The sequence below is a fragment of the Frankia sp. AgPm24 genome (assembly GCF_023243055.1).
Lineage (GTDB): Bacteria > Actinomycetota > Actinomycetes > Frankiales > Frankiaceae > Frankia > Frankia umida.
Map to the genome: position 1 here is coordinate 17,589 of NZ_JALKFW010000185.1, position 19,600 is coordinate 37,188.

At 72.9% G+C, this 19,600-nt stretch carries 19 protein-coding genes and 1 riboswitch; of the genes, 15 read left to right on the top strand and 4 right to left on the bottom strand.

All coding sequences use genetic code 11. The annotated features are described in order from the left end of the window. Positions 1 to 77: 77 nt before the first annotated feature. Positions 78 to 653, top strand: coding sequence for a 50S ribosomal protein L17 (gene rplQ, locus MXD61_RS13510; RefSeq protein WP_248813322.1), 576 nt, complete (start codon positions 78 to 80; stop codon positions 651 to 653). 183 nt (positions 654 to 836) lie between these two features. After that, the gene (gene truA, locus MXD61_RS13515) at positions 837 to 1,739 is read left to right on the top strand and encodes a tRNA pseudouridine(38-40) synthase TruA (RefSeq protein ID WP_248813324.1); all 903 of its coding nucleotides are present in this window, start codon (positions 837 to 839) and stop codon (positions 1,737 to 1,739) included. Positions 1,740 to 1,810: 71 nt separating this feature from the next. Here truA and MXD61_RS13520 read toward each other — a convergent pair whose 3' ends face one another. Then, positions 1,811 to 3,436, bottom strand: coding sequence for a hypothetical protein (locus MXD61_RS13520; RefSeq protein WP_248813326.1), 1,626 nt, complete (start codon positions 3,434 to 3,436; stop codon positions 1,811 to 1,813). 338 nt (positions 3,437 to 3,774) lie between these two features. On the opposite strand from MXD61_RS13520, the gene rplM reads away from it, so the two are divergent. The 4 genes from rplM to glmS all read left to right on the top strand — a co-directional run bounded on the left by rplM (position 3,775) and on the right by glmS (position 8,189). Then, entirely contained in the window at positions 3,775 to 4,218 is a 444-nt protein-coding gene (gene rplM / locus MXD61_RS13525; RefSeq protein WP_163549192.1) for a 50S ribosomal protein L13, read from the top strand. Between the two features lie 94 nt (positions 4,219 to 4,312). After that, positions 4,313 to 4,720, top strand: coding sequence for a 30S ribosomal protein S9 (gene rpsI, locus MXD61_RS13530; protein ID WP_248813328.1), 408 nt, complete (start codon positions 4,313 to 4,315; stop codon positions 4,718 to 4,720). Positions 4,721 to 4,829: 109 nt separating this feature from the next. Beyond that, on the top strand, positions 4,830 to 6,197 hold the full coding sequence (gene glmM, locus MXD61_RS13535; RefSeq protein WP_248813330.1) for a phosphoglucosamine mutase: 1,368 nt from the start codon (positions 4,830 to 4,832) through the stop codon (positions 6,195 to 6,197). Between the two features lie 90 nt (positions 6,198 to 6,287). Continuing rightward, the gene (gene glmS, locus MXD61_RS13540; RefSeq protein WP_248813332.1) at positions 6,288 to 8,189 is read left to right on the top strand and encodes a glutamine--fructose-6-phosphate transaminase (isomerizing); all 1,902 of its coding nucleotides are present in this window, start codon (positions 6,288 to 6,290) and stop codon (positions 8,187 to 8,189) included. A gap of 44 nt (positions 8,190 to 8,233) precedes the next feature. On the opposite strand, the gene MXD61_RS13545 is transcribed toward glmS, so the two are convergent. After that, positions 8,234 to 8,800: an SWIM zinc finger family protein gene (locus MXD61_RS13545; RefSeq protein WP_248813333.1), complete on the bottom strand. Its 567-nt coding sequence runs from the start codon at positions 8,798 to 8,800 to the stop codon at positions 8,234 to 8,236. A gap of 207 nt (positions 8,801 to 9,007) precedes the next feature. Here MXD61_RS13545 and MXD61_RS13550 point away from each other — a divergent pair, with 207 nt between their 5' ends. From MXD61_RS13550 to alr, 4 genes are all read left to right on the top strand, one after another. After that, complete coding sequence (locus MXD61_RS13550) at positions 9,008 to 9,955, top strand: PadR family transcriptional regulator (RefSeq protein WP_248813335.1); 948 nt, start codon at positions 9,008 to 9,010, stop codon at positions 9,953 to 9,955. Positions 9,956 to 10,138: 183 nt separating this feature from the next. Further along, positions 10,139 to 10,495, top strand: coding sequence for a holo-ACP synthase (locus MXD61_RS13555; RefSeq protein WP_248813337.1), 357 nt, complete (start codon positions 10,139 to 10,141; stop codon positions 10,493 to 10,495). Between the two features lie 94 nt (positions 10,496 to 10,589). Further along, a complete protein-coding gene (locus MXD61_RS13560) occupies positions 10,590 to 12,155 on the top strand; it encodes an NAD(P)H-hydrate dehydratase (protein WP_248813407.1) in 1,566 nt (521 codons plus the stop codon). A gap of 126 nt (positions 12,156 to 12,281) precedes the next feature. Beyond that, positions 12,282 to 13,436, top strand: coding sequence for an alanine racemase (gene alr / locus MXD61_RS13565; RefSeq protein ID WP_248813339.1), 1,155 nt, complete (start codon positions 12,282 to 12,284; stop codon positions 13,434 to 13,436). Positions 13,437 to 13,445: 9 nt separating this feature from the next. Here alr and MXD61_RS13570 read toward each other — a convergent pair whose 3' ends face one another. Continuing rightward, positions 13,446 to 13,829 carry a hypothetical protein gene (locus MXD61_RS13570; RefSeq protein WP_248813340.1) on the bottom strand — a complete coding sequence of 128 codons (384 nt, stop codon included), beginning with the start codon at positions 13,827 to 13,829 and terminating at the stop codon, positions 13,446 to 13,448. A gap of 216 nt (positions 13,830 to 14,045) precedes the next feature. After that, positions 14,046 to 14,131: riboswitch (ZMP/ZTP riboswitch) on the top strand. A gap of 27 nt (positions 14,132 to 14,158) precedes the next feature. On the opposite strand from MXD61_RS13570, the gene glyA reads away from it, so the two are divergent. From glyA to rimI, 5 genes are all read left to right on the top strand, one after another. Further along, complete coding sequence (gene glyA / locus MXD61_RS13575) at positions 14,159 to 15,421, top strand: serine hydroxymethyltransferase (RefSeq protein ID WP_248813409.1); 1,263 nt, start codon at positions 14,159 to 14,161, stop codon at positions 15,419 to 15,421. A 180-nt stretch (positions 15,422 to 15,601) separates the two neighbouring features. Next, positions 15,602 to 16,750: an alpha/beta fold hydrolase gene (locus tag MXD61_RS13580; protein WP_248813342.1), complete on the top strand. Its 1,149-nt coding sequence runs from the start codon at positions 15,602 to 15,604 to the stop codon at positions 16,748 to 16,750. 78 nt (positions 16,751 to 16,828) lie between these two features. Further along, positions 16,829 to 17,338, top strand: a complete 510-nt coding sequence (tsaE, locus tag MXD61_RS13585; protein WP_248813344.1) for a tRNA (adenosine(37)-N6)-threonylcarbamoyltransferase complex ATPase subunit type 1 TsaE — start codon at positions 16,829 to 16,831, stop codon at positions 17,336 to 17,338. 51 nt (positions 17,339 to 17,389) lie between these two features. Continuing rightward, entirely contained in the window at positions 17,390 to 18,157 is a 768-nt protein-coding gene (gene tsaB, locus MXD61_RS13590; protein ID WP_248813346.1) for a tRNA (adenosine(37)-N6)-threonylcarbamoyltransferase complex dimerization subunit type 1 TsaB, read from the top strand. 134 nt (positions 18,158 to 18,291) lie between these two features. Further along, complete coding sequence (gene rimI / locus MXD61_RS13595; protein ID WP_248813348.1) at positions 18,292 to 18,828, top strand: ribosomal protein S18-alanine N-acetyltransferase; 537 nt, start codon at positions 18,292 to 18,294, stop codon at positions 18,826 to 18,828. A 22-nt stretch (positions 18,829 to 18,850) separates the two neighbouring features. Here rimI and MXD61_RS13600 read toward each other — a convergent pair whose 3' ends face one another. Beyond that, entirely contained in the window at positions 18,851 to 19,486 is a 636-nt protein-coding gene (locus MXD61_RS13600; RefSeq protein ID WP_248813350.1) for an FMN-dependent NADH-azoreductase, read from the bottom strand. Positions 19,487 to 19,600 lie beyond the last annotated feature (114 nt).

The following is a 19,600-nucleotide window of genomic DNA, read 5'->3' on the forward strand; positions in this document are numbered from 1 at the left end:
ACATCCGGTGGCCGCATGCCGCCGTCCTACGGGCGGGCAGCCTGGCGGGACAGTGAAAGGAACGAGGAGCACTCATCATGCCCACGCCAACCAAGGGCGCCCGGCTCGGTGGCAGTCCCGCACATGAGCGGCTGCTGCTGGCCAACCTCGCCACCGCGCTGTTCGAGCACGGCGGCATCACCACCACCGAGGCGAAGGCCAAGCGGCTGCGTCCGTACGCCGAGCGGCTGGTGACCTTCGCCAAGCGCGGTGACCTGCACGCCCGTCGCCGGGTGATGCGCCACGTCCGGGACAACTCGGTCGTGCACACCCTGTTCACCGAGATCGGTCCCCGGTACGCCAACCGCGAGGGCGGCTACACCCGGATCATCAAGCTCGGTAACCGCAAGGGTGACAACGCTCCGCTGGCCCGCATCGAACTGGTCGAGGCGCTGACCGTCGGCCAGCAGGCCGTCGGTGAGGCCGAGCGCGCCCGTGGCACCCAGTTCGCGGAGCGCACCAAGCCGACCGGCGCCACCGCCGAGGCCGCCGAGGACCTGGCCAAGGAGTCTCCGACCGCCGCCGCCGTCGCCGCGCAGGCGGCCGAGGCGCCGGCCACCGAGACACCCGCCGGTGAGGCGGCGAAGACCGATACCCCTGACACCACCTCCTAAGGTGTCAGCCGCGTTCTGACCTGTTCTGATCGCCGGTTCGAGTGTCGCGCACGACCGCGGCGAAGCTGGCCGTGACGATGGCCGAAGGCCCGCCGCCCGGAAACGGGTGGCGGGCCTTCGCTGTTGCGACGACCACGGTGCCGCGCACCGTCCAGGCAGTGCCCATCGCTGGGGGAGTACGAAATGGCCGATGACACGGGAGCCGACCTGGGCAGCGGCTCCCCACCGCGAGCCGTGCACAGCCTGCCGCCGGTCGTCGGCTCCGGGGCGGGTCTGGTCCGGCTGCGGCTGGGCATCACCTACGACGGCACGCCGTTCGCCGGCTGGGCCCGCCAGCCCGCGCAGCGGACCGTCCAGGGCGACGTCGAGGACGCGCTCATGCGGGTCGCCCGGCTTTCCGCGGTCCGGCTGACCGTCGCCGGACGGACCGACTCCGGGGTGCACGCGCTCGGGCAGGTGGCGCATGTCGACCTGCCCGACGAGGTGCCACTGGGCGGTCTTGCCCGCCGGCTCAACGGGGTGCTTGACCGCGCCATCCGGGTCACCGCGTTGGCGCCGGCGCCGGCCGGCTTCGACGCCCGGTTCTCCGCACTGTCCCGCCGGTACGTCTATCGCATCACCGACGCGGCGTTCGGCGCCGAGCCGCTGCGCCGCTTCGACACCCTGGCCTGGCCGCGACCGCTGGACGCGGGGGCGATGGCCACCGCCGCCCTGGCGCTGCTCGGCGAGCATGACTTCGCCGCGTTCTGCCGGCGCCGGGAGGGTTCGACCAGTGTGCGCACCCTGCTGCGCCTGGACGTGTCCCGTCGCCGCGACGGTGTGCTGACCGCGGACGTCGAGGCGGATGCCTTCTGCCACTCGATGGTCCGAGCCCTGGTCGGGGCGCTGCTCGCGGTCGGCGATGGCCGCCGGCCGCCGAACTGGCCGCTGGCCGTGCTGCGCCGCGGACTACGCGACCCCGCGGTCACGGTCGCCCCCGCGCACGGCCTGACCCTGGTCGAGGTGCGCTACCCCCCGGATGCGGCGCTGGCCGCCCGGGCCGAGGTGACCCGGGCCGTACGCGTCCCCACCACCCCGTCTGGTTGAGCCGCCGGCACACCGGACGGGGCGCTGACCGACCCTGAATCCGACCGGGTCAGCGCCGGGTCAGCGCCGGGTCAGCGCCGTGGGCCGTGGCCGAGGACGGCGCGGTCACCGATGGGTTCGGTGGCGAGTGCGGCGAGGTCGGTCTGGGCGGCCCGGAGCGGGACGTCGGTGGCCGCTCCCGCGGTGCCGTCGACGTAGGCGACCTGGGTGTAGACCAGGTAGTGACCGTGGCTCTGTGCCCCGCGCCAGGAGTTGTTGCCGCCGGGGCCGGTGATCCGTGCGTCCCTGACGCTGCCCGCGGGGATGGGCAGCGGCGCGATGCCACCGCTGCCCTGGTTGAGCACCTGGGCGCCCTGGGTCGCCGTCGTGCTCGTGTCGAGGCGGAACACCGTCACACCGGTGAGGACCTGGCGGGTGCCGGCCGCGGGCGTGCTCAGCAACAGCGCACGCACCACCTGCGCGCAGTGGGTGCCGGCGAACAGCGTGGTCAACTGGCCGGTCAGCTGTGGGCAGCCGCTGTCGAGCCGGGTGGCGATCCGCTGATAGCGACGTCCATCCCGGTCGATGGAGGTGTCGGCGAAGAACTCGTCCGCGCGGATCGGGTCGACGTCGGTACTCACACTCTCGAGAAAGTTCGCCGGAATCGGCGCCAGCGAGACCGCCGTGGTGGGCTGCGCCCCCGGGGATCCGCCGTCGTCCCCGCCGCGCAGTGCCACGACGGCCACCGCCGCGATCAGCACCACGACGGCACCGGCCACGACCAGCAGCATCCGCCAGGCCCGCGGAGGTCGTCTCCCCGGTTCGTCGGGGTCCGGACCGAACTCGTCCCGCGGACCAAACCCGTCGGACGCCTCACCCCGCGGATCGTCGCCCCAGGAGCCGAAGCCGTCGGGGCCGTACCCCAGCGGGCTGCCGGAGGCCACGGAACCGGACCCGGACCCGGACGTCGCGAATCCGCGATAGCCCGAGGTCGGCCCGGTCGCGCGCAGGCCGGCGTGGGGCGCGTTCTCGCCGGCCCCGGCCCGGGACGCCGGACGTTCATGCCGGCTCGGCCAGCCATCCGCGGCCGACTCCTGGACCGCCGCGGTGCCGTGCCCGGTGCCGGTGCGGGTCGGACCCGGTCGGGTCACCGGCGTCGGCATCGTCGCCGGTGACACCTCGCTCGCCGCGGCCAGCTGACCCGCGGTGGACTCCTGCCCTCCAGCGAGCTCGTGCCCCCCAGCGGGCTCCGGGCCCGTCGTGAACGGCCGGCCCGTGGTGAACGGCGGACCGGCGGTGGAGGGATCGACCGTCGTTGGTTGGGACGGCGCCGTCGAGGTGGGGAGGTGACCGGTGGAGGTGGGGAGGTGACCGGTCGAGGGAGGGAGGTGGTCGGTCGAGGTGGGGAGGTGGTCGAAGGAGAACGCGTAGTTGCGCGGGCCGCCGAACAGGGGATCGTCGGTCGGGGGCGCCCACCCGTCATACGTGACGTGGCGACCGTGCAGATCCAGACCGGACGTCGCCGGGTCGGACGTCGCCGGGCCCGGCGACGTGGGCCCAGGTGTGGCTGGGCGAGGCGTCGCGGGGGCCGACGGGTCCGCACCCGGCGAGGTCCAGGCGGTGGAGCTCCAGCCCGAGGGGGAGTGTTCCGGCGAGTCGTGGCCTGGAAGGTCAGGGATCGGGCGCCCTGCCTGGCCCCCGCCATCCGATTCAGTCATCCCGGCCAGAATAGCCAGGGTTTGTCGGTGCGTCGGTCCGAGCGGAAAGTCCGTGGGCGTCGCCGATACCCGGGTGTGCCCGGGCCGGCGCCGGCCCGAGACCGGTCCGACGCCGACCGTCGGCGACGTCGACGCGTCCGGGTCGGTAGGCTCACGGATCACGCCGGATGGCGGGGGTGGAGGGCCGCGAGACGGCTTCTCCCGGCAGCCTGGTAACCTCAAAGACTGCTGCGCGTGACACGTCCCGTCTGCGCGCTCCACATTCTTGACGAGTCCCGCCCGTTCGGCCCCCTCGGGGTCGTGCGGAGGGAGTGTCGTCCGAACGAGAAGGCAGACCTGTGCGCACGTACCAGCCCAAGCCCGCGGATGTTCAGCGCGTCTGGCACGTCATCGACGCCACCGACGTGGTGCTCGGCCGGTTGGCGACCCAGGCCGCCACACTGCTGCGGGGCAAGCACAAGCCGATTTTCGCCCCGCACATCGACACCGGCGACTTCGTCATCGTGATCAATGCCGGCAAGGTGGCGCTGAGCGGCAACAAGCGCGAGCAGGCGCAGTACCACCGTCACTCGGGTTTCCCGGGCGGTCTGCGCAGCACCTCCTACGGCGAGCTGCTCGACACGCGGCCCCAGGTCATCGTCGAGAAGGCGATCAAGGGCATGTTGCCGCACAACCGGCTCGGCCGTGCCCAGGGCACGAAGCTGAAGGTCTACGCGGGTCCCACCCACCCGCACGACGCTCAGCAGCCCACCCCCTTCGAGATCATCCAGGTCGCGCAGTAACCGCGGACCTCCTCCGGCCGGTTCGGGTGGCGCCGCGAGGCCGCTGCCGTCGCCGGCTTCGGGAACCACGCATCAACCGAGGAAGGAACGCGACGTGGCTGTCGTGACCGACGTACAGGGCAATCCCCGCGCCACGGGCCGGCGCAAGGAAGCAGTGGTCCGTGTGCGGCTGCTGCCCGGGACGGGGCAGTGGACGCTCAACGGGCGCTCGCTGGAGGAGTACTTTCCCAACAAGGTGCACCAGCAGCTCGTCAACGAGCCGCTGAAGGCGCTGGAGCGCACGGAGTCGTTCGACATCATCGCCCGCCTGCACGGCGGCGGTGTGTCGGGTCAGGCCGGTGCGCTGCGACTCGCCGTCGCCCGCGCGCTGATCCTGGTGGACGAGGAGTCCCGGCCTACTCTGAAGAAGGCCGGCTTCCTCACCCGTGACGCCCGGGTCAAGGAGCGCAAGAAGTACGGCCTGAAGAAGGCCCGTAAGGCCCCGCAGTACAGCAAGCGCTGACCCGTGTCCCCGCACCGCCCAGCTCACCACGAGCGGGCGGGTGCGGGGGCTCGACATCGCCGTCGCCTGAACGGGTCTCCGCTGATCCTTCGAGCATGGGAGACCCTCAGTGACGAGGCTCTTCGGCACCGATGGTGTCCGGGGTGTCGCCAACGTCGATCTGACTGCGGAGCAGGCTCTCGCGCTTGCGTCCGCGGCGGCGGAACTGTTGGGGCGGCCCGGCGAAGCCGCCGGCCGCTCCGGCGTTGCGCGTCCGTTGGTGATTGTCGGGCGGGACACCCGCCCGTCCGGTGAGTTTCTCGAGGCCGCGGTGGTGGCCGGTCTGGCCGCCTCGGGTGTCGACGTCGCCCGGATCGGGGTCGCGCCGACACCTGCCGTCGCCTATGCCGTTGCCGGTACCGGTGCGGCCTTCGGCGTGATGCTGTCCGCCAGCCACAACCCGATGCCCGACAACGGCATCAAACTGTTCGCCGCCGGCGGTCTGAAGCTGCCCGACGACGTCGAGGACGCCATCGAACGACGGATGGCCCATCCACCCACCCGTCGCCCCGTCGGCGGTGACGTCGGTCGGGTCCGCGACGTGCCCACGCTTGTGGACGACTACGCCCAGCACCTGCTGCGGGCGCTACCGAACCGGCTCGATGGGCTGCGCGTCGTGCTGGACTGCGCCCAGGGCGCGGCATCGTCGATCGGCCCCCGGGTGCTGCGGGAGGCCGGCGCCGAGGTGATCGCGCTGCACGCCGACGGCGACGGCACCGCCATCAACGAGGCCAGCGGCGCCACCCATCTGGAGAGTCTGCGCGCCGCCGTGCTCGAGCACGGCGCGGACGTCGGCATCGCCCACGACGGCGACGCGGATCGCTGCCTGGCCGTCGACGCGTCCGGTGAGGTCGTCGACGGCGACCAGATTCTCGCTGTCTGCGCCCTGGCGATGGCCGAGCGCGGCGAGCTGACCGGTAACGCGGTCGTCGTCACCGTGATGTCCAACCTGGGTTTCCACCATGCCATGCGCGAGGCCGGGATCGCCGTGGTGACCACGCCCGTCGGTGACCGGTATGTGCTCGAGGCGATGCGCGCCGGGGGTTACGTCCTCGGTGGCGAACAGAGCGGTCACGTCGTCTTCGCTGATCATGCGACGACCGGGGATGGTCTGCTCACCGCGCTGCGGCTGCTCGGCCGGGTCGCGGAGAGCGGCCAGCCGTTGGCCGAACTCGCCAAGGCGATGACCCGACTGCCGCAGGTGCTCGTCAACGTCCGCGGGGTCGACCGCGCCCAGGTGACCACATCGTCGGCGCTGCGGGTCGCGGTCGCGCAGGCCGAGGAGCAGCTCGGCGACGCCGGACGGGTGCTGCTGCGTCCCTCGGGCACCGAACCGCTGGTCCGGGTCATGGTCGAGGCGGAGAGCGACCGGGTCGCCCGCGAGATCGCACATCGGCTGGCCGCCGTCGTCCAGGGGTCGCTGGCGATCGTCAGCTGACACCGCTCGGGAGATCACACTCGGACAACACTCCCGGCTCAGGTGGGGGAGTGCCGGTGGAGCCGGCGGCACCTGCGTACGCTGAGCGCCATGTGCGGGATCATCGGGTACGTCGGTGACCAGTCGGCTCTGGACATCTCTCTGCAGGGTCTTCGGCGGCTGGAGTACCGAGGCTATGACTCCTCGGGCATTGCTGTGGTGGGTGCGGGTGAACTGCGGACGGCTCGGCGGGCGGGCAAACTCGCGAACCTGGAGAAGCTGCTCGCCGAGAACCCCGAGCCGGATCCGATGCCCGGTACGACCGGGATGGGCCACACCCGCTGGGCGACCCATGGTGGTCCGACCGATGTGAACGCCCACCCGCACGTCGACTGCACCGGTGCGATCGCCGTCATCCACAACGGCATCATCGAGAACTTCGCCCTGCTGCGCGCCGAACTCGAGGCCGGTGGGCACGAACTCGCCAGCGAGACCGACACCGAGGTCGTCGCCCACCTGCTCGAGGTCGAACTCGCCGGCGACCCGGATCCGGAACCGGACCCGGAACCGGACCCGGCCGCGGTGTCCCATCCGCTGGCCGCGGCACTGCGGCGGGTCTGCCGGCGGCTGGCCGGCGCGTTCACACTCGTGGTCGTGCACCGGGACTTTCCCGAGGTGGTCGTCGGGGCCCGGCGCAACAGTCCGCTGGTCGTCGGGCTGGGCGAGGGTGAGTCGTTCCTCGCCAGTGACGTGTCCGCCTTCATCGCCCACACCCGGGAGGCGATGGAGATCGGTCAGGACCAGGTGGTCGAGGCCCGCCGGGATGGTGTGATCGTCACCGACTTCGAGGGCCGTCCGGTGCACAACCGGCGCTACCACGTCGACTGGGATGCCAGCGCCGCCGAGAAGGGCGGCTACCCGTACTTCATGCTCAAGGAGATCAACGAGCAGCCGACCGCGCTGGCCGACACCCTGCGTGGCCGGCTGTCCCCGCAGGGCGCCATCGTCCTGGACGAGGAGCGCCTCTCGGCCCAGGACTTCCGCGATGTCGACAAGGTCTTCATCGTCGCCTGCGGCACCGCCTACCACGCCGGGCTGATCGCCAAGTACGCCATCGAACACTGGACGAGGCTGCCCTGCGAGGTCGAGATGGCCTCGGAGTTCCGCTACCGCGACCCGGTCCTGGACCGTTCGACCCTGGTCATCGCGATCAGCCAGAGCGGGGAGACCCTCGACACGCTGATGGCGGTCAAGCACGCCCGGGAGCAGAAGGCCCGGGTGCTCGCGATCTGCAACACCAACGGTTCGACCATCCCGCGCGAGTCGGACGCGGTGCTCTACACCCACTGCGGGCCGGAGGTCGGCGTCGCCTCGACGAAGACCTTCCTCGGCCAGGTGGCGGCGTGCCTGCTGGTCGGTCTGTACCTGGCCCAGGTGCGGGGCGTGCTCTACGGCGACGAGGTCGCGGCCTACGTCGAGCGCCTGCAGCGGATGCCCGAACTGGTGGAACGCACCCTCGGGCGGCTCGAACCGATCCGCGAACTCGCCCGGGAGCTGGCCGACGCCAAGGCGGTGCTCTTCCTCGGCCGCCACGTCGGCTATCCGGTGGCGCTCGAGGGCGCGCTCAAGCTCAAGGAACTGGCCTACATGCATGCCGAGGGCTTCCCCGCCGGGGAGCTCAAGCACGGGCCGATCGCGCTCATCGAGCCGGGTCTGCCGGTGCTCGTCGTGGTCCCCTCGCCGCGTGGACGAGCGAACCTGCACGACAAGATCGTCTCGAACATCCAGGAGGTCCGGGCCCGCGGGGCGCGCACCATCGTCATCGCCGAGGACGGGGACGTCGCCGTCGAGCCCTACGCCGACCATGTGATCCGGGTGCCGGAGACGACGTCACTGTTCGCCCCGCTGGTCACCACGCTGCCGCTGCAGGTGTTCGCCTGTGAGCTCGCCCTGGCCCGTGGCCTGGACGTCGATCAGCCCCGCAACCTGGCGAAGTCCGTCACCGTCGAGTAACCCCGCCAGCCGAGGGGCCGGTGCCTCGCCGGCCCGGTCGCGGCTCAGGCGGAGGGGGTCGCGCCGTGCTGGCGGCCGTGCCAGGCGACGGTCGCCTCCCACAGGGCGTCGGCGACGGCGTCGTTCTCGTCGGCGGCGTCGAGCAGGGTCTCGACCAGTTCCGCCCGGGGCGCCCGGCTCAGGAACACCCGCATCGCGGCGTGCACCGGATCGTCGGCGAACAGCGAGCTCTCCTCGATGGCGCCGCCGTCGTCCTCGTCGTCCTCGTCGTCCTCGGCGAGACCCGCCGAGCCCGTGGCGACCAGGGCGACGGCCACGGCGTGCCGACAGAAGGTGCCGGTGGCGCCCTCGGGGCAGGTGCAGCCTGTCCGCGGCCCGTCGTCGGCCGCCTCGAGGCGGACCTCGTGCGGGCCGTCGTCGTCCACCGTGCCGGAGGCGTTGGTGGGCCGGATGCGCAGCTGCTCCACCCGCCCGAGCAGGGCGAGGTTCACACCCTCGATGAACACGTCGGTGCCGGCGCGTTGCGCGCACGCCCGTTCGGCGAAGGCCGCCTCGAGCGGGGTGACAGGGTCCCCGTCGTGCCCGTTCTCCCCGGACACAGAAATGATCACTGGCTAATCCTACGGAATCCACGCGCGAACGGGGCCGGCCGGTCGGCTCCGCGGCGGATGATCCTCGACCCGGGGGTTGTCAGACGTACGATCGCGATATATCGTGAGCGTACGCCACGGCGACAAGATGGTCGTTGTTGGTTTTCTGTAGCGCAGCCCCGGCGGGTCTGGCCCGGGCGGGGCGCAACCACTCCGAAAGGAAAAATCATGACTTCGCATGCGATGTCGGGCCCATGGGGCTCACAGGGTGCCTGGGGCGGCCGGGCCGGATGGGGCTTCCCGTTCGATCCCGCGCGGCTGTCGGAGGTGTTCGAGGCGATGGCCGGTTGCGCTGACCGGCGGGCCCCCGAAGGGGAGTCCTCCGGTCGAGGTCGCACCAGCCGCGCCGCCCGCGGTGGTCCGGGCGGTCCCGGTGGCCCTGGCGGCCCCGGTGGTCGGCGCGAGCACGGCGGCGAGGGGCGCCCTCGGGGGCGTCGCGGTGGGGCGGGCTGGGGGCCCGGAGGGTTCCCGGGCTTCCCTGGTTTCCCTGGCCCCGGGTTCGGCCCGGGCTTCGGCGGGCCGGGCGGTTTCGGTGGTCCCGGCTTCGGCCGCGGGCCCAAGGTAGGGCGCGGTGATGTCCGCGAGGCCCTGCTGGCCCTGCTGGCCGAGGAGCCGATGCACGGTTACCAGATGATCCGCGAGCTCGGCGAGCGCAGCGGCGGCACCTGGCGTCCGAGCCCCGGGTCGGTGTACCCGGTGCTGTCCCTGCTGGCCGATGAGGGTCTCGTGCAGGCCGAGGAGGCCGACGGCAAGCGCGTCTTCCACCTCACCGAGGCCGGGCGCGCCCACGTCGAGTCCCGCGCCGGCCAGCGTCGGCCCTGGGAGACCGCGGCCGACGGCGCCGACGAGGAGCTCACCAGTCTGCGTTCGCTGGCCTTCGCGGTCGGCGCCGCCGTGGTCCAGGTCGCCCAGGCCGGCGACGACGAGCAGCTCGCGGCCGCCCGCGCCCTGCTCACCGAGACCCGCCGCGGTCTCTACCGCATCCTCGCCGGCGATGAGGTCGGCGGGGATGGTTCCGACGACCAGCCGGCCGAGGCCACCGCAAAGACCGAGACCGGGCAGACCGAGACCGGGCAGGGCGAGACCGGGCAGGCGGGTCCGTCGGTCTCGACGTGAGCCACCGCGACCGAGCTGAGCACCCCGGCACGACCCCCACTGGGCGTCCGCATCCGACCGATGCGGGCGCCCGGTCCCGTCTGTCGGCACGGTCACCCGCGCGGTCGGGATGTCCGTCGGCCACGGGTGATCGTCCGGGTGGCGCTGATCGAGTCGGGCGCGCCGATGTGGGAACCTCGACGGATGGCAGTTGTGGGCATCGGCGTCGACGTGGTGGACATCGACCGGTTCACCGCCACCCTCTCGCGCACACCGGCCATCGCGATGCGCCTGTTCACCCCGGCGGAACGCGCCCTGACCAGGCCGGAACGTCTGGCCGCCCGGTTCGCCGCCAAGGAGGCCGTGGCCAAGGTGCTCGGCGCCCCACCCGGGCTGGAATGGCATGATGCCGAAGTCCTGGCCGGTCCTGGTGGTCGTCCGTCGCTGCGGGTCGGGGGCACTGTGGCGGCCGTGGCCGCGCGGTTCGGCATCGCCAGCTGGCATCTGTCGCTGACCCACGACGGCGGGGTCGCCGTCGCCATGGTCGTCGCCGAGTCCTGACCCGGCTCGTTCCGCCACGGCGGGGACGTCCGGCGATGTGGACGTCCGGCGATGTGGACGTCTGACCGGGCGGGGAACGGGCAGCATGGGCGACATGCGAAACGCGCACACCGTGGAGCAGGTTCGGGCGGCCGAGGCGGAGCGGTTCGCCGTTCTCCCCCCGGGCGCACTCATGCAGCGGGCGGTCTTCGGGCTGGTCGCCTACGTGGTTCGACGGCTCGGCCGGGTCCACGGCGCCCGGATCGTCATCCTGGCCGGTTCCGGTGACAACGGCGGCGACGCCCTGTGGGCCGGCGCCCGGCTGGCGGCCCGGGGGGCACGGGTGGACGCGATCGCCACCGGAACGACACATCCACAGGCGACCGCCGCGCTGCTGGCCGCCGGCGGCCGCCGCCAGGTCGTCGCGCCGCCCGCCGGGCCGGACGAACCCACCCTCCGCGAGCTGCTGGAACGCGCCGACCTCGTCCTCGACGGCCTGCTCGGCATCGGCGGACGCGGGGGACTGCGCCCGGCGCACGCCCGCCTGGCCGCGCTCGCACCGCCGCGGCGCACCGTCGCCGTCGACCTGCCCAGCGGCGTGGACGCCGACACCGGCGCCGTGGCGGGCGACGCGATCCGCGCCAGCGCGACGATCACCTTCGGGACCTACAAGCGTGGCCTGTGGCTGATGCCCGGGGCCGCCCACACCGGCCCGGTGGAGCTGGTCGACATCGGTCTGACGCTGCCCGAGCCGGACCTGCGCGCGCTGGACGACGCGGACGTCCGCGCGGCGCTGCCAGTACCGCACGAGACGGCGTCGAAGTACCGGCGGGGTGTGCTCGGGCTTGTCGCCGGCAGCGACGACTACCCCGGGGCGGCCGTGCTCGCCGTCGGCGGGGCGCTGCGCGGCGGTGCCGGCTATCTGCGGGTCGTCAGCGTGGGACATGCGGACCCGGCCTCGGGGCGCATCCATGGCCGGGCCGGTGACCATGTCCGCGCGGCGTATCCGGAGGCCGTGGTCACCGACATCGCACCCGGTGACCGGGCCGCCCTGCTGGCCGCCGGACGGGTGCAGGTCTGGGCGATCGGCCCGGGTCTGGCCGGCGACACCTCGGCCACCGGAGTGTCGCTGGACGCCCTGCTCGGCGAGGACGTGCCGCTCGTCGTCGACGCCGGTGCCCTCGACCCGCTCGCCGACCTGCTCGCCGCCGACCGCACCCGGCTGCACCGGCGGGTCGCACCGGTGCTGGTCACACCGCATGAGGGCGAGTTCGCCCGGCTGGTCGGGCGGGTCCTGGGCTGGGACGCGGCGAAGGCCGCGGACGAGCTGGCGGCCGACCGGCTCGCGACCGTGCGGCGGGTCGCCGCCGAGACCGGCGCGGTCATCCTGCTCAAGGGCGCGCGCACCCTCGTCGTCGAGCCGTCCGGGACAGCCTGGGTGAACACCACCGGTTCGCCCTGGCTCGGCACCGCCGGCAGCGGGGATGTGCTCACCGGCCTGATCGGCTCGCTGGCCGCCGCCGGCCTGCCCGTGGCGTTCGCCGGGGCGGTGGGTGCCCACCTGCACGGCCGCGCCGCCGAACGGGCCGGGGTACACGGTTGCCTCCCGCTGGCCGCGAGCGACCTGCCCCGCCTGCTCGCCGCCACCGTCACCGACCTGCTGACCGACCCTGCCGGCTGAGGGATCCCACCCCGACCCGCTGGCGGGCCCGGGCCCGGGCCCGGGCTGGCTCTGGCCGGCGGGCTGGCTGGCTGGCTGGGTGGTGGCTGGGACGCTGGTCGGTGCTCTGGCGGTAGCGTTGGCCGGGTGAGCGAACAGCCGACCGACACCGGGGCCGGGCCCGCCGCCCGTACCTACGCGGCCATCGAGCTCGACGCGGTGCGGGATTCGGTGACCGCCCTCGTCGACCGGGCCGGCCCGGCCGCGACCATGGCCGTGGTGAAGGCCGACGGTTACGGCCACGGCATGCTCCCGTGTGCCCGGGCCGCGCTTGAGGCCGGGGCGACCTGGCTGGGCACGGCCTTCCTCGAGGAGGCGCTGGCGCTGCGCGCCGCCGGGATCACCGTGCCGGTGCTGTGCTGGCTCAGCACACCCGCGGAGAACATCGACGCGGCGATCGAGGCCGACATCGACCTGTCGGCCTCAGCACCCTGGGCGCTGCGGCGGATCGCCGAGGCCGCCCGCCGGGTCGGCCGGCGCGCCCGCGTGCATCTCAAGGCCGACACCGGACTCGGCCGGGCCGGGGCGACCCCGGCGGACTGGCCCGACCTGTGTGACGACGCGGCCCGGCTGGAGGCCGAGGGCGTCCTGTCGGGTTACGGCGTCTGGAGCCATCTGGCCTTCGCGGACGCCCCGGGGCATCCGACCGTGCAGACCCAGATCGGGATGTTCCGGGAGGCCATCGACATCGCGGACAAGGCCGGTCTGACCCCGGTCGTGCGCCATCTCGCCAACTCCGCGGCGACCCTGGTCAGCCCGCAGGCCCATTTCGACCTGGTCCGACCGGGTGTGTCGGTCTACGGGCTCTCACCCGGCCCCGAGGTCGGCCCGCCGGCTCGTTTCGGGCTGCGCCCGGCGATGACACTGGTCAGCCATGCCGCCCTGGTCAAGCGGGTGCCGGCCGGCACCGGCGTGTCCTACGCCCACCGCTACACCACCGACCACGCGGCGACGCTGGCCCTGGTCCCCCTGGGCTACGCCGACGGCGTCCCCCGGTCGGCGACGAACCGCGGCGAGGTGCTTCTCGGTGGACGGCGGCGACGCATCGCCGGCACCGTCTGCATGGATCAGTTCGTTCTCGACGTCGGCGACGACGACGTGTCCGTCGGCGACGAGGTGGTGCTGTTCGGCCCGGGTGACCAGGGTGAGCCGACCGCCGACGACTGGGCCACCGCCGCCGGCACCATCAACTACGAGATCGTCACCCGGATCGGCGCCCGCGTGCCCCGCGTGTACCGCTGATCCGCGGCGTCAGCCGCAGCCGCCGGAGGAGCAGCCGCCGCCGGTCGCGGTGCTGCCGCCGAACATGCCGCGTTCCATCCGGCGCCGCACTGGCTGGGCGGCGGCCTGGGCGGCTTCCTGCTCGGCCTGTTCGATCTGGCTCCGGGTGGTGAGAGTGAGCATCACCGGCTTCGGCCCGCTCGGGGCGGCCGCGGCCGACGTCGATGCCAGCACCGGGGAGCCGACCCCGCTGGTCGCCGTGATCGCAACCGAGGCGGCCACGGCGGGCTCGAGCTCGAGTTCGGGCTCGGACTCGTCGGCCACGCCGAGCGCGGCGGCGCGTTCCGGGCCGGTGAGGGTCCGGTTCGGGTTCGCGGAGACGGGCTCCTGATGCCTGCGCCACGACAGCTTCATGTATCTGCCTCCGTGATCACTATCGATGGGCCGGTCACTCCACGGTAGAGGACGACGTCCCGCTTGGCCGGGCAGGCCGGCCCGGACGTGACCCAGTCGAAGGTCCGGGTGATCGGTGGCCTGCTCGGCGGTGGGCGGGGTGTCGTCCAGAGGGTGCGGTGTCTGCCGGGGGAACGGGGGGGTCGTGCGTCGGGCGGGGGTCGGCGACTAGGATCGAGGCGTAGTCGCGACTGGCGCACAGAGGTGGAACTGACCACCGGGGAGCGATGAGCGGGTCGGTGCCGCGCGTCTGGGTGCCTCCGGCCGAACGAGACGTGCCGGAGGTTACTGTGCACAACCCACCCCTTCCCGAACTGACCGTCGCCGATCCGGAGATCGCGGGTCTGATCGAGGCCGAGGCCGCCCGCCAGCACGGGTCCATCAGGTTGATCGCCTCGGAGAACTACGTGTCCACCGCGGTGCTCGAGGCATCCGGTTCGGTGCTGACCAACAAGTACTCCGAGGGGTACGTCGGGAAGCGCTACTACGAGGGCCAGCAGGTCATCGACCCGATCGAGACCCTCGCCGTCGACCGGGCGAAGGCGTTGTTCGGGGTCGAGCACGCCAATGTGCAGCCGTACTCCGGGTCGCCGGCGAACCTGGCCGTCTACCTGGCCTTCGCCCAGCCCGGCGACACGATCATGGGTCTGTCGCTGCCGATGGGCGGGCACCTCACCCACGGGTGGAGCGTGTCGGCGACCGGCAAGTGGTTCCGCAGCGTTCGTTACGGGCTGCGGGCCGACACCGGCCGGATCGACCTGGACGAGGTGCGTGACCTCGCCCTGGCCGAGCGTCCGAAGGTCATCTTCTGTGGTGGCACGGCGATCCCGCGCACGATCGACTTCCCGGGTTTCGCCGAGATCGCGCGAGAGGTCGGCGCCGTGCTCGTCGCCGACATCGCGCACATCGCCGGGCTCATCGCCGGGGGTGCGCATCCCTCCCCGGTCGGGCACGCCCCGGTGATCTCCACCACCACGCACAAGACGCTGCGCGGCCCGCGTGGCGCGATGCTGATGTCGGACGCGGAGCATGCCACGGCGCTGGACAAGGCGGTCTTCCCAGGTCTGCAGGGTGGCCCGCACAACCACACCACCGCGGCGATCGCCGTCGCGCTGCGGGAGGCGGCGACCCCGTCGTTCCGCGAGTACGCCCAGGCCATCGTCGCCAACGCCCGCGCCCTGGCCGAGGCCCTGGTCGAGCGTGGCTTCGACCTGGTCACCGGCGGTACCGACAACCACCTGATCCTCATCGACCTGACCAGCAAGGACATCGGCGGCAAGCCGGCGGCCAAGGCGCTGGACGCCGCCGGCATCGAGCTGAACTACAACGCCGTGCCGTTCGACAAGCGCAAGCCGTTCGACCCGTCCGGCATCCGCCTCGGCACCGCCGCGGTGACCACCCGGGGCCTGACCACCGCGCACATGCCGCTGATCGCCGGTTGGATCGACGACGCCGTCAAGGCGGCCTCGGCCAACGACACCGCGACGATCGAGCGGATTCGGGCGCAGGTCAACGAGCTGACCGCCGGCTTCCCGATGCCGGGCTTCGCCTGATCCACCCCGATGATCCGCTCCGTCGCCAACCGGCTACGGAGTGCGGGCTGACCGGCCCCTGAGCGGCCCCGCGTCCGACCCGTGCACGCCGGACCATGGTCGTGGACGAGTCCCCTCGAACCTGCCTGTGTCGGATGTGCGAGGCATCATCGGTTCAGGGCAGTCCGGAGGAGCCGGGTTGTGCGGTGGACGGAGGCGGGGATGGTCAGGTCGGTCGGCGCGGTGGCGGGGTCCCGAGCAGCACGGGCGGTCACCGGCTCACTCGGGGTGGTCGGGGTGGCCGCTGTCGCCGGTCTCGTCGCCGAGCGCCGGGCCATCCACCGTCGTCGCCTGCGTACGGAGGTCACCAGGTCGTTCGAGGCCGCGCGGATCGACGGCCAGGTCACCACCGTCCTCGCCGGCGACGGGGTGCCGCTGCACGTCGAGGAGACCGGCCCGGCGGACGCACCGCTCACCCTGGTGTTCGTGCACGGGTTCTGCGTGTGTTCCGACAGCTGGGTCCTGCAGCAGCGCGATCTGACCGATCTCGGGCGGATGGTGTTCTTCGACCAGCGCGCCCACGGGCGTTCCGGTCCGTCCGTCGTGGGCAACTGCACCATCGACGTGCTCGCGGATGACCTGTACCGGGTCATCCGCGAGCGGGTCCCCACCGGGCCGATCGTGCTGATCGGCCATTCGATGGGCGGCATGGCGGTGCTGGGGCTCGCCGAGGAGCATCCGGAACTGTTCGGCGACCGCATCATCGGCGTCGCCCTGCTGTCCACCAGCGCCTCGGAGCTCGCCCGGGCCACCCTGGGCCCGGCGGCGCTGCTGACCGGGGTCGTGCGGCGGGTGGTGCCGGGTGTCGCCGTCGGCATGCGGCGGGCGTCCGGGGTGCTCGAGCACCTGCGCGGCAGCGGCAGCGACCTGTCCTGGGAGGTGACCCGCCGGATCGCCTTCGGCGGCACCGACCTGTCGCCCGCCGTCATCACCTTCCTCGAGGAGATGGTCTCCCGGACCCCGGTGGAGGTCATCGCGGCCTTCCTGCCGACCCTGCTCGACAACGACCGTCTCGCCGCCGTCGACCGGTTCACGACCACCCCCACGCTGATCGTCGTCGGCGCCGCGGACCTGGTCACCCCGGTCGGTCACAGCCGCACGATCGCGGCGGCCCTGCCCGAGGCGGAGCTGCTCGTCGAGGAGAACGCCGGGCACGCCATCATGCTGGAACGTCCCGCCGCGGTGAACGCGGCGATCCGTCGACTGGTCGAGCGTGCCGTCACCGGCCCCGCCGCCGCCCGGCCCGCCGCCGCGCACCGCCGGACCGCCCGACCGCTCGGCGCCGCCTGAGCCCGCTCGACGACCCGCGGCGGCCGCTGTCGCGGCCGGTGGACGGGGAAGGCGCGCGCGAGTAGTGAGAATGGAGCCATGAGCGTGAACCCGACACGCGGTGCCGACGACGGCGTTCAGGCCCCGGTGGTGCAGATCCCGACGGCCGAGCGGATGCGTGCGCTCGGCGCGCGGCTGGCCGGCGTGCTGCGTCCCGGTGACCTGATCGTGCTCTCAGGGCCGCTCGGCGCCGGCAAGACCGTGCTCGCCCAGGGCATCGCGGCCGGTCTCGGCGTCCGGGAGACGGTCACCTCGCCGACCTACGTGCTGTCGCGGATCTACGCCGACGGCCGCATCCCGCTCGTCCATGTGGACGCCTACCGGCTCGGCGCGGCGGCCGAGGCGGACGACCTGGACCTCGACGCCGACGCCGACCGGTCGGTGACCGTCGTCGAATGGGGCGCGGGCCTGGTCGAAGGTCTCGCCCAGGACCATCTGGAGGTGGTGCTGACCCGGCCCACCGCCGACGAGTCCGGCGAGGTCCGAACCGTGCGGCTGCTGGCATCCGGCCCGTCCTGGACCGCACGTCTGCGTGGCCTGTCGAGCTGACGGGCATGGGGCGCGGCCTCGGTGGGTCAGGCGCCTCCGTAGGCTGGAGCGGTGCTGGTGCTGGCCCTTGATACGTCCACGGCTGCCTGTGCTGTGGCCCTCGCTGAACTGACGGCGGCCGAGACCGCCGCGAATCCCGGCGGCCCGAGCTGGCTGGATGAGGCCGTCGGCGACGCCGGGGTGCAGGTCTGGCCGCGCGGCAGCGTCGTCACCGTCGATGCCCGCCGCCACGGCGAGCTGCTGGCGCCGTCGATGCGCTCGGTGCTCGACGAAGCGGATGTGCACCCGTCCGACCTCGCGGCGATCGTCGTCGGAGCCGGGCCGGGGCCGTTCACCAGCCTGCGGGTCGGGATGGTCACGGCCGCCGCGTTCGCCGACGCGCTGGAGATCCCCGTGCATGGCGTCTGCTCGCTGGACGGCATCGGTGCCGCGACGATCGGGGCGACCGCCGTGGTCACCGATGCCCGTCGGCGGGAGGTGTACTGGGCCCGGTACGACGATGGCGTTCGGGTGGGCGACCCCGCGGTCGGTCGGCCGGCGCAGGTCGCCGAGCTGTTGCGTGCTCACGGCGTCACGGCGGTCGTCGGCCCAGGTCGGGCCCTGTACGCGGACCTGTTCGCCGACTTCGCGGAGCTTTCCCTACCCGCCGCGGGCGGTGACACCACCGTGCCGGAGGCGGGCTACCCGCGTCCGGAGCTGCTGGTCGGCCTCGCCGGCGCCGATCTGCTGGCGGGGCGTGTCCCGTCGCCCCTGGTCCCGCTCTACCTGCGACGACCGGACGCCTCCGAGCCGCACGCCCCGAAGCCGGTCAGCTCATGACCCAGCCGGGCCGCCCGGCCCGGCCCGCCACGACCGAGCCGCCGGCTCCTGGATCCTCCGTCACCAGACCCCGGACCTCCCCGCTCCCGGCCACCGAACTCCCGGCCGGCACGCAGGCCGCCGTGGATCTTGTCATGGTGCCCACGCGCTGGTGGCATGTCGAGACCATCGCGAACCTCGAGCGCACGGTCTTCGTGGCCGACGCGTGGAGCGCCGAGCTGTTCTGGTCCGAGCTCGCCCAGGGCGATCAGCGCTACTACCTGACCGCGCTGTCGCGCCCGCGTGGTGTCGCCACGCACGACCTGACGTCGATCGTCGGTTACGCGGGTCTGGCGATCTCCGAGGACGGGGCCTACATCCAGACGGTGGGAGTCGTCCCGCACCTGCGTGGCAGGGGCGTCGGCGCCCGTCTGATGATCAGCCTGCTGCGCCGGGCGCGCCAGGTGGGGGCGCGCTCCTGCGGGCTGGAGGTCCGCACCGACAACCACGCCGCCCGGGCCCTCTACCACCGGCTCGGCTTCGTCGACATCGGTCAGCGGCGCGGCTACTACCAGCCTTCCGGCGGCGATGCCTTCGTCATGCGGGCCCGGCCGATCGACACGGTGGGCTACGGCATTCTGCTCGACGACCGGGAGCGTGCCCTCCCCGGCAGTGCCCTGCTGCAACCCTGACCAGCCGCCGCCGGTGGCCCGGTCAGGCTGCCGCGCGGGCGCGCAGAGCCGCCTCGCCGGCGCTGCGGCTGCGGGTGTTCAGGTCGATGAACTCCGCGAGCGCCGGGTTGACCGGAGCGAGGGTCATCTCCACCCGGATCAGCTCGACATCGGTCGCGCCGAGTGACTCCAGGATGTGTGCCACGTAGGGGAGCTGGTGGTCCCAGCCCTCCCTGGGCGTGCCCGCCGCGTAGGAACCGCCCTGGGTGGCGAGCACGGTGACGCGGGAACCGGTCAGCGCCGAGGGCTCCGGAGGCTGGCGCAGCGTGCGGCCCACGATGATGATCTGATCGACCCACGCCTTGAACGTCGAGGGCACCGAGAAGTTGTACATCGGCAGCGTGAACAGGTACTCGTCGGCCGCCTCGAGCTCGGCGACCAGCTCCTCGCGCCGCTTGACGGCCTCGGTCTGCGTGGGCGAGTGCTGGTCGGAGGGCAGGAAGCCGGCGGAGACGGTCTCCCAGTCCAGATGGGGCGGGGGCGTGAGGGCGAGATCCCGGTAGTTGAGGGTGCCGCCGGGATGGGCGGCCTGCCAGGCCTCGGCGAAGACAGCGCCCAGCGCCCGGGAGGTCGAACCCTCACGGGCGAAGCTGGCGTCGACGTGCAGTAGGTGGGCCATGAGCCGTCCTTTGAGTCACGGTTGCCGAGTCACGTTCGCGTCGCGGTCGCTCAGGCCGGATCAGCCAGGTCAGGTCGCGTCAACCACGTGCGGGAAAGATCTTGATGGAAGATC